Annotated in this window: 13 protein-coding genes; 7 read left to right on the top strand and 6 right to left on the bottom strand. The window is 68.3% G+C overall.

Translation table 11 applies throughout. The annotated features are described in order from the left end of the window. Window positions 1–6: 6 nt before the first annotated feature. The 5 genes from ACFQ50_RS03390 to ACFQ50_RS03410 all read left to right on the top strand — a co-directional run bounded on the left by ACFQ50_RS03390 (window position 7) and on the right by ACFQ50_RS03410 (window position 9,111). Window positions 7–711: a hypothetical protein gene (locus tag ACFQ50_RS03390; RefSeq protein ID WP_377994110.1), complete on the top strand. Its 705-nt coding sequence runs from the start codon at window positions 7–9 to the stop codon at window positions 709–711. Further along, window positions 708–5,168 (top strand): FtsK/SpoIIIE domain-containing protein, encoded by a 4,461-nt coding sequence (locus tag ACFQ50_RS03395; RefSeq protein WP_377994111.1) that lies wholly within the window; start codon window positions 708–710, stop codon window positions 5,166–5,168. The genes ACFQ50_RS03390 and ACFQ50_RS03395 overlap by 4 nt, the downstream gene beginning before the upstream one ends. 100 nt (window positions 5,169–5,268) lie before the next feature. After that, on the top strand, window positions 5,269–5,913 hold the full coding sequence (locus ACFQ50_RS03400; protein WP_377994112.1) for a hypothetical protein: 645 nt from the start codon (window positions 5,269–5,271) through the stop codon (window positions 5,911–5,913). Between the two features lie 97 nt (window positions 5,914–6,010). Continuing rightward, entirely contained in the window at window positions 6,011–8,275 is a 2,265-nt protein-coding gene (ligA, locus tag ACFQ50_RS03405; RefSeq protein ID WP_377994208.1) for an NAD-dependent DNA ligase LigA, read from the top strand. After that, window positions 8,272–9,111 (top strand): inositol monophosphatase family protein, encoded by an 840-nt coding sequence (locus ACFQ50_RS03410; protein WP_377994113.1) that lies wholly within the window; start codon window positions 8,272–8,274, stop codon window positions 9,109–9,111. The genes ligA and ACFQ50_RS03410 overlap by 4 nt, the downstream gene beginning before the upstream one ends. 48 nt (window positions 9,112–9,159) lie before the next feature. On the opposite strand, the gene ACFQ50_RS03415 is transcribed toward ACFQ50_RS03410, so the two are convergent. The 5 genes from ACFQ50_RS03415 to ACFQ50_RS03435 all read right to left on the bottom strand — a co-directional run bounded on the left by ACFQ50_RS03415 (window position 9,160) and on the right by ACFQ50_RS03435 (window position 14,036). Continuing rightward, window positions 9,160–9,672 carry a cupin domain-containing protein gene (locus tag ACFQ50_RS03415; RefSeq protein ID WP_377994114.1) on the bottom strand — a complete coding sequence of 171 codons (513 nt, stop codon included), beginning with the start codon at window positions 9,670–9,672 and terminating at the stop codon, window positions 9,160–9,162. 141 nt (window positions 9,673–9,813) lie between these two features. After that, window positions 9,814–11,172, bottom strand: coding sequence for an LLM class flavin-dependent oxidoreductase (locus ACFQ50_RS03420; RefSeq protein ID WP_377994115.1), 1,359 nt, complete (start codon window positions 11,170–11,172; stop codon window positions 9,814–9,816). An 82-nt stretch (window positions 11,173–11,254) separates the two neighbouring features. Further along, complete coding sequence (locus ACFQ50_RS03425; RefSeq protein WP_377994116.1) at window positions 11,255–12,013, bottom strand: ABC transporter ATP-binding protein; 759 nt, start codon at window positions 12,011–12,013, stop codon at window positions 11,255–11,257. Next, the gene (locus tag ACFQ50_RS03430) at window positions 11,989–12,900 is read right to left on the bottom strand and encodes an ABC transporter permease (protein ID WP_377994117.1); all 912 of its coding nucleotides are present in this window, start codon (window positions 12,898–12,900) and stop codon (window positions 11,989–11,991) included. Before ACFQ50_RS03430 ends, ACFQ50_RS03425 begins: the two co-directional genes overlap by 25 nt. Next, a complete protein-coding gene (locus ACFQ50_RS03435) occupies window positions 12,897–14,036 on the bottom strand; it encodes an ABC transporter substrate-binding protein (protein WP_377994118.1) in 1,140 nt (379 codons plus the stop codon). The genes ACFQ50_RS03430 and ACFQ50_RS03435 overlap by 4 nt, the downstream gene beginning before the upstream one ends. A gap of 308 nt (window positions 14,037–14,344) precedes the next feature. Here ACFQ50_RS03435 and ACFQ50_RS03440 point away from each other — a divergent pair, with 308 nt between their 5' ends. Then, window positions 14,345–14,857 carry a GNAT family N-acetyltransferase gene (locus ACFQ50_RS03440; protein WP_377994119.1) on the top strand — a complete coding sequence of 171 codons (513 nt, stop codon included), beginning with the start codon at window positions 14,345–14,347 and terminating at the stop codon, window positions 14,855–14,857. Between the two features lie 41 nt (window positions 14,858–14,898). Continuing rightward, entirely contained in the window at window positions 14,899–15,282 is a 384-nt protein-coding gene (locus ACFQ50_RS03445) for a RidA family protein (RefSeq protein ID WP_377994120.1), read from the top strand. A gap of 89 nt (window positions 15,283–15,371) precedes the next feature. On the opposite strand, the gene ACFQ50_RS03450 is transcribed toward ACFQ50_RS03445, so the two are convergent. Next, window positions 15,372–16,034: a response regulator gene (locus tag ACFQ50_RS03450; RefSeq protein WP_377994121.1), complete on the bottom strand. Its 663-nt coding sequence runs from the start codon at window positions 16,032–16,034 to the stop codon at window positions 15,372–15,374. Window positions 16,035–16,054: the final 20 nt, after the last annotated feature.

Genomic DNA, 16,054 nt, shown 5'->3' on the forward strand with positions numbered 1-16,054 from the left:
GAAAACATGGGAGACCTGGCCATAGATTTCTGCGGCGAGTGGTACGAGCCGACGGATGAGGACATCTTCAGCATCGGCCGCGAGGGCGACCTGGAGGTGGACGACAACCCGTACCTGCACCGGCGCTTCCTGCAGATTGCCAGGTATGACGGCATCTGGTGGCTCAGCAACGTGGGCAGCCGGCTCTCTGCCACGGTGGCCGACGGATCCGGCGGCATGCAGGCCTGGCTGTCGCCCGGCGCCCGGCTGCCGCTCGTCTTCAGCCACACCAGCGTCATCTTCACGGCCGGACCCACCACCTACGAATTCGCCGTCCACCTGAAAACGCCGCAGTTCCGGCAGGAGACCAGCAGCGAAACCAGCGGCGGCGACACCACCATCGGCCCGGTGGTCTTCACGGACTCCCAGAAGGCCCTCATCGTGGCGCTCGCCGAGCCCATGCTCCGGCGGGAAGGCACGGGATTCAGCGCCATTCCGTCCTCCGCTGAGGCTGCCCGGACCCTGGGCTGGGCCATCACCAGGTTCAACCGGAAGCTGGACAACGTGTGCGACAAGCTGGACCGGGCAGGAGTCGCCGGACTTCGGGGCGGCGGCGGCAAGCTTGCCACCAACCGCCGGGCACGCCTCGTGGAGCATGCAGTCACTTCCCACCTGGTCACGGCCGGCGACCTCCACCTGCTGGATAAGATGCGCGGGGACGGCGAAGCATGAGGATCCGGCTGACCCTGCGCCGGGACCCCGCCGAGGCCAAGGACCTGGCCGTCACCGTGGACGGCCGCGCCACCGTCGCTGACATCGCCACCGAGCTGTGGACGGCCGACCCCGCCCGGCGGCAGGAGTCCGTTCCGCCGAACCTGTCCCTCCGCATCGACGAGGCATTCGTGGCCGGCGGCATGCGCGGCATCGTCCTCGACCGGGCGGACAACCTCCTTGAATCCGGCCTGCGGCCCGGGTCCGTTGTTTCACTCACCCAGGTCAGCAGCCAGTTCGGCAACCCGGACGACGCCGGCCCTGCCGCGGACCGCGGCCCCGCCGCGGCAACGCTCCGCATAGTCTCCGGGCCCGACGTCGGACGGGAGTTTTCCCTGCCCTCCGGCACCAGCTACATCGGGCGGGACCGGAACGTGGACGTCCGGCTCACGGACCCCCTGACGTCGAAGCGGCACGCCCGCATCACGGTGGGGGAGAGCATCGAGATCGTCGACACGAACTCCGCCAACGGCCTCCAGATGGACGGGCTGCCCGTCACCCGCGCCACGCTGAATTCCTCCGACACCGTCACGCTGGGCGACACCGGACTGACGGTTGTGCCGCTGGCGCGCAGCGGCGCGGCAGCCCCGACGTCGCCCCTGGTGGACTTCAACCGCTCCCCGCGGGTGGTGCCCCGGTTCGCTCCAGGCAAACGGGTGCCCCCGGCCGGGCCCAAACAACAGGACCACCACCCCTTCCCCTACATCATGCTGATCGCCCCGCTGATGATGGGCGCGGTGCTGTTTGCAGTGACGCAAAGCCTGCTGTCCATGCTGTTCATGCTGATGATGCCCCTGTTCATCGTTGGCCACTACGTGGACCAGAAGCTGCAAAACAAGCGCGAGCGCAAGGAGCAGCTGAAGCAGTTCAGGGAGGCCATGGCAGCCTTCCGGCAGGACACCACCGAGCTCCAGCGCGTGGAGCGGGCCGTCCGGCTCCAGGAAGCGCCGTCGGTCAGTGACACCGTTGACTCCATCTACAAGCTTGGCCCCCTGCTCTGGACCCACCGGCCCGAACACTCCGGGTTCCTGGCGCTCCGATTCGGGCTCGGCACCGTGCCGTCCCGGATTCCCTTCGAGGAGCCGAACACCGCGGAGACCGAGACGGAATACCGGCGCGAGATCGAGGACTGCCTGGACCAGTTCCGGCTGATCGAGGGTGTGCCGGTGGTGTCCCAGCTGCGGTCAGCCGGCTCGTTCGGCCTCGCCGGACCGCGCGGACTTGTCGACGACGTGGCACGTGGCGTGGTGCTGCAGCTCGCGGGCCTGCACTCCCCGGCGGAAGTAGCCGTGGCTGCCATCACCTCGGCCCGGTCGCGGGAACGCTGGAACTGGTTGCAATGGCTGCCGCACGTCGGCTCGAGCCACAGCCCGCTCGGCGGCGACCACCTTGCGGCCGGCTCGGCAGGCGGCACCAGCCTGCTGGCCCGGATCGAGGACCTTGTGGAACTCCGTGAGGCCGCGATGCGCTCACAGGGTCCCGGACACCGGCCCGGCATCCAGGAGGACACCTCGGACGTTCCACCGCCGGTGCTGCCGTCGGTGCTGGTGATTGTCGAAGACGACGCGCCGGTGGACCGCGGCCGGCTGACCCGGCTCGTGGAGCGCGGACCCGATACCGGCGTCCACGTGCTGTGGGTGGCTGCCGGCGTTGAATCCCTGCCGGCCGCCTGCCGTGACTTCATGGCGGTGGACGGCGAGCACGGCACCACCACCGGCCAGGTCCGGCTGGGACGCCACACCTACCCCGTGAGCTGCGAGAGCCTCGACGCCGAACTTGCGGGCCAGCTGGCCCGCATGCTCTCGCCCGTGGTCGACGCCGGAAAGCCGGTGGAGGACGACTCGAACCTGCCGCGCGCCGTGTCCTATGCGGCGCTGGTGGGCAAGGATTTCCTGGACAACCCGCAGGCCGTGGCCGAACGCTGGCAGGAGAACAACTCCGTCCGCTCCACCGCCGTCGCCAACCGCAAGGACAACGGCTCGCTGCGTGCCCTCGTGGGGTCCAAGGGCGTGGAGCCCCTGCACCTGGACCTCAAGAACGAGGGCCCGCACGCACTGGTGGGCGGCACCACCGGCGCCGGCAAGTCCGAGTTCCTGCAGTCCTGGGTGATGGGCATGGCCACCGCCTACAGCCCGGACCGCGTCAGCTTCCTGTTCGTGGACTACAAAGGCGGCGCCGCGTTTGCCGACTGCGTAAACCTGCCGCACACCGTGGGCCTGGTCACCGACCTCTCGCCGCACCTGGTCCGCCGCGCCCTCACGTCCCTTCGCGCCGAGCTCCACTACCGGGAACACCTGCTGAACAGGAAAAAGGCCAAGGACCTGCTCGCCCTCCAGCGTGAGGCCGATCCCGAGGCCCCGCCCTACCTGGTGATCGTGGTGGACGAGTTCGCTGCCCTGGCCACCGAGGTGCCTGAGTTCGTGGACGGCGTGGTTGACGTCGCCGCCCGCGGCCGGTCCCTGGGCCTGCACCTGATCCTCGCCACCCAGCGGCCCGCCGGAGTCATCAAGGAAAGCCTGCGCGCCAACACCAACCTTCGGGTGGCCCTGCGCATGGCTGATGAGGACGATGCCACGGACATCCTTGGCGTGCCGGATGCCGCATACTTCGACCCCTCCATCCCGGGCCGCGGCGCGGCGAAAACCGGTCCGGGCCGCATCCAGGGTTTCCAGACCGGTTACGCCGGCGGCTGGACCACCGAACGCCCGCAGCGCCCGCAGATCGACATCGTGGAGATGGCCTTCGGGTCCGGTCCCGCGTGGGAAACACCGGCCGCCGACACCGCCGTGCAGGACGAACCCGCCGGGCCCAACGACATCGCCAGGATGACCGCCAACGTCATCGCCGCCGCGGACCTGCTGGCCATCGGACCGCCGCGGAAGCCGTGGCTGAACCAGCTGGCCACAACCTACGATTTCTCCCTGCTGCCCAACCCGCGCACCGACGAACGGCTCCTGCTGGGCGTAGCGGACAACCCCTCCCGCCAGGACCAGCCCACCGTCTTCTACGAACCGGACAAAGACGGCAACATGGCCATCTACGGCACCGGCGGGTCGGGCAAGTCCGCTGCACTGCGGGGCATAGCCATCGCCGCTGCCGTCACACCCCGCGGCGGCCCCGTCCACGTCTACGGGATCGACTGCGGCTCCGCCGGGCTGAAAATGCTCGAGGAGCTTCCGCACGTGGGCGGAATCATCGACGGCGACGACGTGGAGCGTGTGGGCAGGCTCCTGCGCTGGCTCCGCGACCTCGCCGAGGACCGGGCGAGCCGTTTCGCCGAGGTCCGCGCTTCCACCATCGGGGAATACCGCAGGCTCGCCGGCCTGCCGGATGAAAAGCGCATCTTCGTGCTGGTCGACGGCATGTCGGCCTTCCGCGAGGCCTATGAGTACAGCAAGCTCTCCGGCCTCTGGGACCTCTTCCTGCAACTGGCCACGGACGGCCGTCCCCTGGGCATCCACCTCGTTGTCACCGGTGACCGTCCCAACTCCGTCCCGGCGTCGTTGCTTGCCTCCATCCAGCGGCGGCTGGTGCTGCGGCTGTCCGCCGAGGACGACTACCTGACCATGGACGTGCCCAAGGACGTCCTGGGCAAGGCCTCGCCTCCTGGGCGCGGGCTGCTGGGCGGCCTGGAGGTGCAGCTCGCCGTCCTGGGCGGCAACTCCAACCTGGCCCTGCAGGCCCGCGAAGTCCACAAACTCAGCGAGGCCATGCTCCGCCAGGGCGTGGAACGGGCTCCCCGGATCGAGCGGCTGCCCGAACAGATCGACCTGGACATCCTGCCGGCCGGGCTGCCGGACCTGCCCGTCATCGGTGTCGACGACGAAACACTGCAGCCCGCCACGCTCATGGCCAAGGGCCCGCTGCTGCTCGCCGGCCCGCCGGGCGCCGGCCGGACCGTGGCACTGGTGACCATGGCCTATGCGCTGCGCCGGTCCAACCCCGACGCGGAACTGGTTTACCTCGCCGCCAGGAAGTCCGCCGTGGCGTCCCTGCCGGTCTGGGACCGATCGCTGGTGGGGGCCGACGACGTCGAGGAGGCGGTGGAAGCACTCACGGACCACGCTTCGGCCAACCCGGGCAAGGTGGCCATCTTCATCGAGGGACTCACAGAGTTCACCGACACCCTGGCCGAGTCCGGCATCGAAAGGCTGGTGGCGGCGTCCATCAAGGCCGACCAGTGGGTGGTGGGGGAATCCGAGACTTCCACCTGGTCATCGGCCTGGTCGCTGGCGCAGCCGTTCAAGTCGGGCAGGCGGGGACTGCTGATTAATCCGGGCGATATCGACGGCGACAGCCTCCTCAATACCTCGCTCGGACGGGTCGGCACCGACTTCATTCCGGGACGCGGCTACATCGTGGGCAGGGGCAAGGTTCGCAAGCTCCAGATCGCGCTGCCGCCGGAAAACCGGCAGTAGTCAAGTAGTAGCTAATTTGGCGCGCCGCGCGGGACTGTAGGAAGATACCCGGGACAAAACTCGGCGCGGGAGCATCCTGCGCGGCTGCAAAGGTACTCCCATGATCCGAATCACCCGTCTGCGGGACGCGCTGCTGCCCGGAACTGCTGCTGCCGTGCTGGCTTTCACGCTTGCGGCCGGCGCCGCCGGAGCGGCGCAGGCGGCCTGCCTGCCCGGGCAACAGTGCACCGAGTCGCCGGCACCCATCGCCCCGCCGTCGTCCGGTTCACCGGCTCCGACAGCGACGGCGGCTCCCGCGCCGACGCCTGCTCCGGCACCGCCGGCGCGGAAGGCACCTGCGCCGGCCCCCGCTCCGGCCCCTGTCCAGCCCGTGGCGCCGGCGGCGCCGCGCGTTGCTCCGGCACCGGCGCGGCCGGCCCCGAGCCTTACAGCTGTGGCCACGCCGACGGCGGATAGCGGAATGGCGCCCGCTGCGGTGCAGGTGGCGACACCCGCGGTGGTTCCCGTCACCTCTGCCTCCGCCACCCCCGGTCCGTCGTCCTCCACCCCGGCGTCCGAGTCCAGCTGGACCAAACCTATCCCCGCCCCTGTCCAGGCCAGCCAGGCCGCCGCCATCGTAGTCGCGGACAAGGGCTCCGGCATCGGCATCTTCGGCCTGTTCGCCGTCATGGGAGGCGTCCTGCTGGTGGGTCTGGGCGGGCTGGCCTTCGCACTGTGGAGCCGCAACCGCCCCGGTCACTGGTAGGGCTTTTACCGGCACGGGAGGCCTGCCGGCTCGGCAAAATGTCCGGGCCGTAAGGCAAGATAGGTCTGTGAGCACACCATCAGGCCCCACAGAGCAGATATCGAGCACAGACAGCGCAGCCACCGGAACTGACCAGCTTGAGCCGGAAGCCATTCCCTCCGGGTCGGTACGGGATGAGTACGAGAACCTGGCGGACCTCGTCCGGAAGTACCGCTTCGCGTACTACCAGGAGGACGAGCCCCTCGTCTCCGATGCCGAGTTCGACACGCTCTTCCGCCGGCTGGAGGAACTCGAGGCGCTGCATCCGGAACTCGTCTCCAATGATTCGCCCACCCAGGAGGTTGGCGGGGAAGCGTCCGCGGCGTTTGCCGCCGTCGAACACCTCCAGCGGATGTACAGCCTGGAGGATGTGTTCTCCATCGAGGAACTGCAGGCCTGGATCGCCAAGGCGGAGGCGGGGGTTGCCAAGTCCGGTAATCCGGATGCCGCCTGGCTGACCGAGCTGAAAATCGACGGCCTCGCCGTCAACCTGCTCTACCGGGACGGCAGGCTGGTCCGGGCCGCAACCCGCGGCGACGGCACCACCGGCGAGGACATCACGCACAATGTGCTCACCATCAAGGAGATCCCGCAGCAGCTTAGCGGCACCGGTTTTCCCGCCGAGGTGGAAATCCGCGGCGAGGTGTTCATCCCGTCCAAAGCGTTCGCTGAATTCAACGAGGCCCTGATTGAGGCGGGCAAGGCTCCGCTGGCCAACCCGCGCAATGCCGCGGCCGGCTCGCTCCGCCAGAAGGACCCGGCCGAAACCGCCAAGCGCCCGCTGCAGATGTTCGTGCACGGGATCGGAGCCCGCGAGGGCCTTCAGGCTGCCAGCCAGTCGGAGACCTACCGGCTCCTGGCGGAGTGGGGACTGCCGGTCAGCCCGTACTTCGAGGTTCTCGGCAGCCCGGCCGAGGTGCTGGCATTCATCGGGAAATACGGGGACAAGCGGCACAGCCTGCTCCACGAGATCGACGGCATCGTGGTGAAGATCGACGACTTCGCCACCCAGCGCGCCCTGGGCTACACCACGCGCGTTCCGCGGTGGGCCGTCGCGTACAAGTACCCGCCCGAGGAAGTGCACACCAAGCTGCTGGACATCGCCGTCAACGTCGGCCGCACCGGCCGGGTCACGCCGTTCGGGATCATGGAGCCGGTCAAGGTCGCGGGCTCCACCGTGGGAATGGCCACCCTGCACAACCAGGACGTCGTCAAGGCCAAGGGCGTCAAGATCGGCGACATCGTGGTCCTGCGCAAGGCCGGCGACGTGATTCCGGAGATCGTCGGCCCGGTGTTGGCACTCCGGGACCAGCAGGATCCGCCGGTGCGGGATTTTGTGATGCCCACGGAATGCCCGTCCTGCGGCACGCCCCTTGCTCCCGGCAAGGAAGGGGACGTGGACATCCGCTGCCCCAATGCCAGGTCATGCCCCTCGCAGCTGCGTGAGCGCGTGTTCCATGTGGCCAGCCGGGGAGCGTTCGACATTGAGGCCCTCGGCTGGGAGGCCGCCATCGCACTGACCCAGCCGACGGAACCTGAGGTCCCGCCGCTGGTCAGCGAAGCGGCCCTTTTCGACCTGACGCCGGAGGACCTGGAACCTGTCAGGATCCGGCGCGAGAAGCGGTCCAAGAGTGTTCCCACCGGCGAGTTCGAGCTCGTGCCGTATTTCTACAGCAAGGGCACGGCCAAGACGCCCTCAAAACCGACGGCCACCACCGGGAAGCTCTTCATCGAACTGGAAAAGGCCAAGACCCAGCCGCTGTGGCGCGTCCTGGTGGCGCTGTCCATCCGGCACGTCGGTCCCCGGGCCTCGCGCGCCCTGGCCAACCACTTCGGCACCATGGACGCCATCCGGCAGGCCTCCGAGGAGGAGCTCGCGGGCGTGGACGGGGTCGGCCCCACCATTGCCGCAGCTCTCAAGGAATGGTTTGCCGAGGACTGGCACGTCGACATCATCGACCGCTGGGCGGCCGCCGGGGTCCGGATGAAGGATGAGCGGGACGAGTCCACTCCGCGCACCCTCGAGGGGCTGACCGTGGTGGTCACCGGAACCCTGGAAGGCTTCAGCCGCGACGAGGCCAAGGAGGCCATCCTGGTCCGCGGCGGCAAGGCGGCAGGGTCGGTGTCGAAGAAGACCAGCTATCTGGTGGCCGGTGACAACGCCGGCACCAAGCGGGACAAGGCCGAGCAGCTGGGCGTGCCTGTCCTGGACGAGGACGGTTTCCGGGAGCTGCTGGCCACCGGCCCGGCGCCTGCCGGGGAAGACCAACCTGACGACCCCGAGGCAACCGCCGATTCCGGCGACCAGGAGGATTCCGAATGACGCAAGTTTCAACTGACCCCGTGGACGTGACCGGGCTCCTCGACGTGGCCAGGGCCGCCGCGGCCGCCGGCGCCGGGGTCCTTGCCGGGCGCAGCAACGGCGCCCTGGACACAGGGACGGTCAGCAACAAGGGCGAAGCCGGCGACTGGGTCACGGCCTTCGATGTAGCCGCGGAGGAAGCCGTGCGCACGGCCATCCGCACCGCGCGCCCGGGTGACGCGATTACCGGCGAGGAGCACGGAACCACACGTCCCGAGAAGCCGACCGGGCTGCGGTGGTCCATCGATCCGCTTGACGGCACCACCAACTTCATCCGCAACATCGTCTACTACGCCACCTCCGTGGCTGTTGCCGATGCCGACGGCGCATGGCTGGCCGGCGTCGTGCATGCACCCGCGTTGGGCCGCGTGTACTACGCCTCCAAGGGCCAGGGCGCGTGGCTGGAACAGGACGGGAAGCGGGTGCAGCTCACCGGTCCGGTTCCCGGCCGCACCGGCCAGATCCTGTCCACCGGCTTCAGTTATGACCCGGAGGTGCGCGCGGAACAGTTCGCGGCGCTGGGCGGCTTCGTGGACGGCTTTGCGGACGTGCGGCGGCTCGGCTCAGCTGCCCTGGACCTGTGCATGGTCGCCGACGGAACTGTCGATGCCTTCGGTGAGCGGGGCCTGAACGAGCACGACTTCGCCGCGGGTGCGCTGGTGGCCGAAGAAGCCGGCTGCTGGGTGCGGCGGCCGCGGCTCACCAGCCCGCTCGACGGCGGGCCCTCCGCCGAGGAACGGCTGTCAGCCTGGACCTGCGCGGGCACGCTGGAGATGTCCGGCAAGTTCCCGCTCTAGCCGGGTGCTCCGCCGGGGCCCGGGCCAGTTACGGCCCGGGCTTGTGGTTCACATGCGCGGCGGAGTCAGGTTGTAGCGCGCAATAATGTCCGGCAGCCAGGGCGCCTCAGCGAAGCGCAGGCCGAAGTGGGCCGCGAGTTTCTCGATCGTCTCGGGGTCCGGGAGCCCGGCTTCGATGTGGTTGGCAAGCCCCCAGAAGAAGTGCTCAAACCCGGCCGGGCTTATCACCTCTATCATCCGGGCAGGCACCTTGCCCGCGTTCCACATGGTGTGTAGTTCATTCCGTGGCTTGGTGATGTACCCGCCCGCACCCAGGACCGCCTCGCGGTCACCGGACCGGAATCCTATCTCCCCCTCAATCACGATGGAGTATTCATCCTCACGGGTGTGGATATGCGGCGGCACCAGCGCACCGACCGGAAACGGGTGTTCCACGATCGAGAGTTTTTGATCTGTGTCCTCGCCAAAGAGCTTGAACACGACGCCGATGCCGCCGAGCGGTGCTTCCCGTCCCTGACCGGGCTGAACGACAGCGAGTCGCGGAGCCCCTTCCTCGTTCATGGGATTTCCCTTCGTTCCGATGCGCTGCGAAGTCCTCCGGGTGGTGCACTTCAATGGGTTGTGCACTCCATCGGATGGTGCGGTGCAGGCATTATGGTCCCGCCAACCCTGCAGGTCCATACCGAAAACAAAGCGCTGCGGTTATGCGCCTGCCACTCCCGCTACGGCGGGCGCGCCGGAGTACCGGTTCAGGGGCCGCTCCAGCCCGTAGTGCTCGCGCAGCGTGTTCCCCGTGTACCCAGTGCGGAACAGGCCCCTTGCCCGGAGCACCGGGACCACGTGGTCGACGAACGTCTCCAGCCCGGACGGAAGCACCGCCGGCATGATGTTGAAGCCGTCCGCGGCCCCGTTCCGGAACCACAGCTCAATGGCATCCGCCACCTGTTCCGGCGTCCCCGTGAAGGTCCGGTGCCCGCGCCCGCCGCCGAGCCGGGCGATCAGCTGCCGGACGGTCAGGTTCTCCCGGCGGGCCAGTTGGACAATGAGCGTGTACCGGCTCTTCGAGCCCTCGATCTCATCCTCGTTGGGAAGATCTGCCGGGAGCTGGCGGTCCAGGGCAAGATCGTCAGGATCCACTCGCAGAGCCTTTGCCAGCTGGGCCCTCGCGTATTCCGGCTTGATGAGGTCCTCGAGTTGCTGGTCCAGGCTCCGGGCCTCGGCTTCGGTGGATCCGATCACCGGCACGATGCCCGGGAGGATTTTGATCCCCTCCGGATCCCGCCCCGCTGCGGCGGCACGGCTCTTCAGGTCAGAGTAGAAGTCCTGCGCATCCTCAAGGGTCTGCTGGGCGGTGAACACCGCCTCGGCATACCTGGCCGCGAGGTCCTTGCCGTCCTCGGACGAGCCCGCCTGAACCAGCAGCGGATAGCCCTGCGGGGAGCGCGGTACGTTCAGCGGCCCCTGCACACTGAAGTGCTTGCCGGCATGGTTGATGGGCCTGACCCGGCCGGGATCGGCCCAGACCCCGGACTCTTTGTCCGCGACCACGGCGTCATCGTCCCAGCTGTCCCACAGCTTGCCGGCCACATCGAGGAACTCAGCCGCCCGCTCGTAGCGTGCTGCATGGGACGGCTGGTCATCGATGCCGAAGTTGCGGGCGGCGTCAGGGCCCGCCGTCGTCACCACATTCCAGCCGGCGCGGCCGCCGCTGACCACGTCGACCGAGGCGAAACGCCGCGCCAGGTTGTAGGGATCGTTGTACGTTGTGGAGGCCGTGGCGATCAGGCCGATCTTCTCCGTGACGGCGGCCAGGGCCGTCAGGAGCACGGTGGGCTCCAGCCGTCCGGCGGGCCGCCGGCCCACATCGCCGAAGATGACGGGGGAGTCGGCGAAGAACACGGAATCGAACTTTCCGCGTTCGGCGATGGCGGCGAGGTTCTGGAAGTGACGGACATCGGTCCCTGCCAGGGGGTTGCTTTCCGGCAGCCGCCAGGATGCCTCATGGTGTCCGGTGCTCATGAGGAAGGCGTTCAGGTGCAGCGTGCGGTCTGGGGTGCTCATGGTGCGGTCCTTTTCGAAGTGTCTGGGGTGTCGGGGTGCCGTGGCGTGGGCTGCCGGGCTGTGGGTTTCCAAGCAGCGGTTTCTAGGCGGCGGCTTCTACGCGGTGGCGGTTTACGCCCAGGGCTCCCAGCAGGTCGGCGTGCAGGCCCGCAAAGCCGGCGTCGTCCGGAGCGCGGTTGGTTCCCGAGATAACCTTGCGTTCCAGCGCCACCTTGCCGTGGTCCAGCACCACGATGCGGTCCGCCAGCGCGATAGCCTCATCCACGTCGTGGGTGACCAGCAGCACGGCAGGCTGGTGGGCAGCCACCAGGTCCGCGAGCAGGCTGTGCATCTTGAGGCGGGTCAGTGCATCCAGCGCCCCGAAGGGCTCGTCCGCCAGCAGCAGTTCGGGGTCGCGGACCAGGGATCTGGCCAGTGCAACGCGCTGCTGTTCCCCGCCGGAGAGCTGATGGGGCCAGGCCCGTTCGCGTCCGGCGAGTCCCACTTCGGCGAGCGCACGGCGGCCGCGTTCCTCGGCGTCGTGATCCTGCAGGCCGAGGGTGACGTTGCCCAGCACTGAGTCCCAGGGGAGCAGCCTGGAGTCCTGGAAGACAACGGAGACCTTGGCGGGAACGGTGACGGTTCCGGTTCCGCTCACCTCATGGTCCAGCCCTGCCAGGGCCCGGAGCAGGGTGCTCTTGCCGCAGCCGCTCGGGCCCAGGAGCGCCACAAACTCGCCGGGGGCGATGTCCAGGTCCACACCGTTCAGGACGCCCTTCGGTCCGTAGCCGCGGACGAGGCCGCGCACGCTGACCGTTGCCGTTTCGGCGTTTGGGGTCAGCCGGCCATCGTTAGTTGCCATGACAGTGCCTTTCGTTGCAGGAGTTGGACGGCGCCGTCCGAGAGGAGCCCGAGGATCCCGTAGACGGCGAGGCCGAGGACAATGATGTTGGTTTGGCCGTACGTGCGGGCGAGCTCCATCATGTAGCCGATGCCGCTGGTTGAGTTGATCTGTTCGACGACGACGAGGGAGACCCAGGCGCCGGTGACCGCGAAGCGCAGGCCCAGAAAGAACCCGGGCAGGGCCCCCGGCAGCACCACTTTCTTGATGAAGGCCAGGCGGCTCAGCCGCACTGTCTGGGCCAGCTCCACATATTTGGTTTCGATACTGCGTAGTCCGGCGTGGGTCTGCAGGTAGATCGGAACGAACACGCCGAGGGTGATGGTGAGGACCTTCATGGTCTCGTCGATCCCGAACCACAGGACAAGCAGGGGCAGGAGCGCCAGGGACGGGATGGCCCTCTTGATCTGCACGGGTCCGTCCACCAGAGCCTCCCCGACGCGGCTGAGCCCGGCAGCCAGGGCCAGGACGACGCCGAGGACGATCCCGAAGAACAGCCCCAGGGCCGCACGCTGCGCCGAGATGCCCAGGTGCTCCTGCAGTTTCCCGGAGGCAAGCTGCTCGCCGGCGGTGGCGACGACGGTCCAGGGTTCGGAGAGGATGCGCGGGTCAAGCAGGCCCGTGCCGGAGGCGAAGCACCAGGCGGCCAGAAGCAGTGCGGGGCCGGCGAGGGCGGCGAACCGGCGCCGCGGTCCAGGGCCCAGCCGCCTGGTCAGCGGGCGGCGGTCGGCAGCCCTGGACGGGCCAAATTCCTCCCCGCCGCCGGGTCCTCGGCCCGGCTGACCGGAGGCGTGGGTGGTTCGTGCAGCGCCTGCGGCCAGTTTCCGCACCAGCACGGTAGCGGTCACGGCTTGGCTCCGGTGGCCGCCGTAGATGGAGTGGCGGCCGACGCTGCCGGCGAGGCGCCCGCACCTGCGAAAGCGGTGCCGCCGATGGATTCAAACCGTGTGTCGTAGAGCTTGTGGGCGTCAAACTGCGGTTTTTGCTGTTCCCGCGCCAGCAGATCGATGGTCTGCTGGTGCCGGGCGATGGCTTCCGTCCACGAGGTGGGGATGTCCTTCCGCCCGGCGGCCTTGATGAGGTAGTCGCCGTCCTCGGCGCCCAGATTCTGGTTGCGGACGTAGTATCCGTCGCGCCACTCCTTGGGGTGGTCCTCGATCCAGCGCTGCGCGGCACCCCAGCGCTGCACGTATTCGCGAAGGGCGGCCGCCTTAGCCGGGTCCTGCAGCACCTGGACGGGAGCGTACAGGTGGCCGGGATCGTCGCGGAGGCCGTGCCTGATGGTGGTGGCACCTTCGCCGCCGTACTTGGCCAGGTAACGCTTGATGTTGACCCCGCCCAAAGGCGCGGCGTCAACCTGTTTTGCCGCCAGCGCGGTGGGATAGACGTCTCCGGTGCTGGGCAGCTCCACGAGCTTCACGTCGGTTTGCTTGAGCCCCGCCTTTTCCAGAATCCGCAGGACCAGGGCGCCCTGCGCCTGGCCCGGGCTGTAGGCGATTTTCTTTCCCCGAAGGTCGGCCAGGCTGCTGATTCCCGCCTTCGGCGCGATGCCAAGTTCGTAGACGGGGAACCGGACCGCGTCGGCCCGGTACTGGCTGGCGACGATCTTCACGTCCAGGCCAGTCCATGTTGCGTGGATCGGCGGGATGTCCGCCACCGAGCCGACGTCGAGGGCCTTGGCCCGGAACGCCTCCGTGGTCTGGGGGCCGCCGGACAGATTGGCGAACTTGATGGGGAAAGTGAAATTGTCGATCTCGCCGGACAGCTCCAGCGCCACCTGCGTGGTCGGATCGCCCACCACCAATTCTGTGCCGGCCGGGACTTCGGAAGCCAGCGGCGCCTTCAGCGCATCAGAGTCTGTTTCCCCGGCTGCAGTGGCCTGGACGCTGCAGGCTGTCAGGGCGGCAATGGCGGGAAGCGCAACGGCCCAGGCCAGCAGTTGGCGGCGGGTGGGACGTTTCGGATGGTTTAAGTGCGGCGGCATGGGGATCCTCCTCGGTTGGCGGTGCGGGTGGGTGGACACCACTAAACACGTCCCTGATGCGTGCCGCCAGTGTGCGGGTCGCATGCCGAAACTCCCGGAAATCCGCCGCAAGAAAGGCGCAATGTCGGGTTATTCGAAGCCTTCCGGAGCCTCGCTGCGTAACACCGGAAGCCTCTCCGGGACCCTTCGGCAAGGTCGCTGGAACTTCGCCGGACCGCGGCCGGAAACACTGTCGGGAACGTGATAGATCAGTCACGGAAACAGCTGTTTCGCAGGGCGCATCGGTTAGCCGGCACTACCATTGACGGGTGCAGCCGCAGATCACCGTCCGTCCCGCCGTCCCCGCCGACTTTGCGGCCATCGCCCGCATTACCCGGGACGCCTATCTGGCGGCCGGCTACTTCGAGACCGCGGACCATCCGTACATGAAGCAGATCCAGGACGTGGCCACCCGTGCCGACCGGGCCACCATCTGGGTGGCGGAGCGCGCCGGCACGATCGTCGGCTCGGTGACTCTGGCGCTGGCCGGTGAGAAGTATGCCGATATCGCGCTGGACGACGAACTTGAGTTCCGCATGCTGGTGGTGGATCCGGCCGTGCAGCGCAGCGGCGCCGGCCGTGCCATGGTCGAAGCGATCATTGCGCACGCCAGATCGCTGGACGGGATCCGTGCCGTGGCACTGACCACCGGCGGGGACTGGGAGAGCGCCCACGGGCTGTACCGGAAGACAGGTTTCCGGCGGGCGCCCGAGCGCGACTGGTATGTGCCCGGCACCGACATAAAGCTGCTGGTTTTCAGGCTGGACGTCCAGCCCGCCTAGAGTGGAGCCGACTTAAAACCCCTAGTGAAAGGCGCAGCAGCATGCGCAAGACGTTTGGCACCGGCTCGGTCTGGGAACAGAAGCTCGGCTATTCCCGCGCTGTCCAGGTGGACAACACGCTCTACATCTCGGCCACCTCTGCCAGCGGCGAGAACGGCATTGTCGGAAGCGACTTCTACGAGCAGACCCAGTTCATCCTGGAGAAGCTGGAGACCGTCCTGGCGGACGCCGGATTTGCGCTCGCCGACGTCGTGCAGTCGAAGCTGTATCTGACGGACATCAGCAAGTGGGAGGACGCCGGCCGTGCGCACGGCGAAGTCTTCGGCGAGATCCGCCCGACGCTGTCGCTGGTCCACGTGCTGCCGTTCCTGGACCCGGAAATGCTCGTGGAGATTGAACTCGTCGCCCAGAAGAGCGCCAGCTAGCCTCCCCACCACGCGCGAACTGGCAGCAGATGCCCCCAAATCCGCATTTTGAGGGCATTAGCTGCCAGTTCGCGCTAGGTCGTGGCGCTTTACGAAGCCGGGAGGCCGTAGCGGTGCTCGGGCCGGCCGGTAGTGCCGTAGCGGAGCTGGATCTCGACGGCGCCGTCGTCGGCCAGCGAGGACAGGTACCGCTGCGCGGTGGCCCGGGACACGCCAACCCGTCCTGCGACGTCGGCCGCCGAATACTGCTCGCCGGGAATCAGCGACTCCAGCACCGCCGCCTCCGTCGCGGACCTCGGCTTCGCCGACGGAGAGACGTCGCCCGGAATGAGCGCCCGCTTCGCCCGCTCCACGGTTTCCTGGTCCACGGCGCCCGGCTGGCCGAGGATCCGCCGGTACCTGGCATAGGAGCGCAGCTGCTGGGACAGCGACTCGGCCGTGAATGGCTTGAGCAGGTACCCGAGCGCGCCGCGCCGGAAAGCCGTCCGTAGCGACGCGGCGTCCGATGCCGCACTGAGGATCATCGTGTCCACGTCCAGCTGATGCAGAAGATCCAGCCCCGACGCGTCCGGCAGGTACACGTCCAGCAGCACCAGGTCCGGGCGCAGGCTGTGGATGGACTGCAGCGCCAGCGACGCCGAACCCGCCGGCGGCAGCGCCAGGAACCCTGCCACGGAATCCACATAGGCCGCGTGGAGCTTGGCGACGTGGAAGTCGTCATCCACGATCAGCACCCTGAAATCCTCAGACATCCTCGTCCTTCCGTCCGGTC

The sequence above is a fragment of the Arthrobacter sp. NPDC056493 genome, assembly GCF_042795115.1.
Taxonomy (GTDB): domain Bacteria; phylum Actinomycetota; class Actinomycetes; order Actinomycetales; family Micrococcaceae; genus Arthrobacter.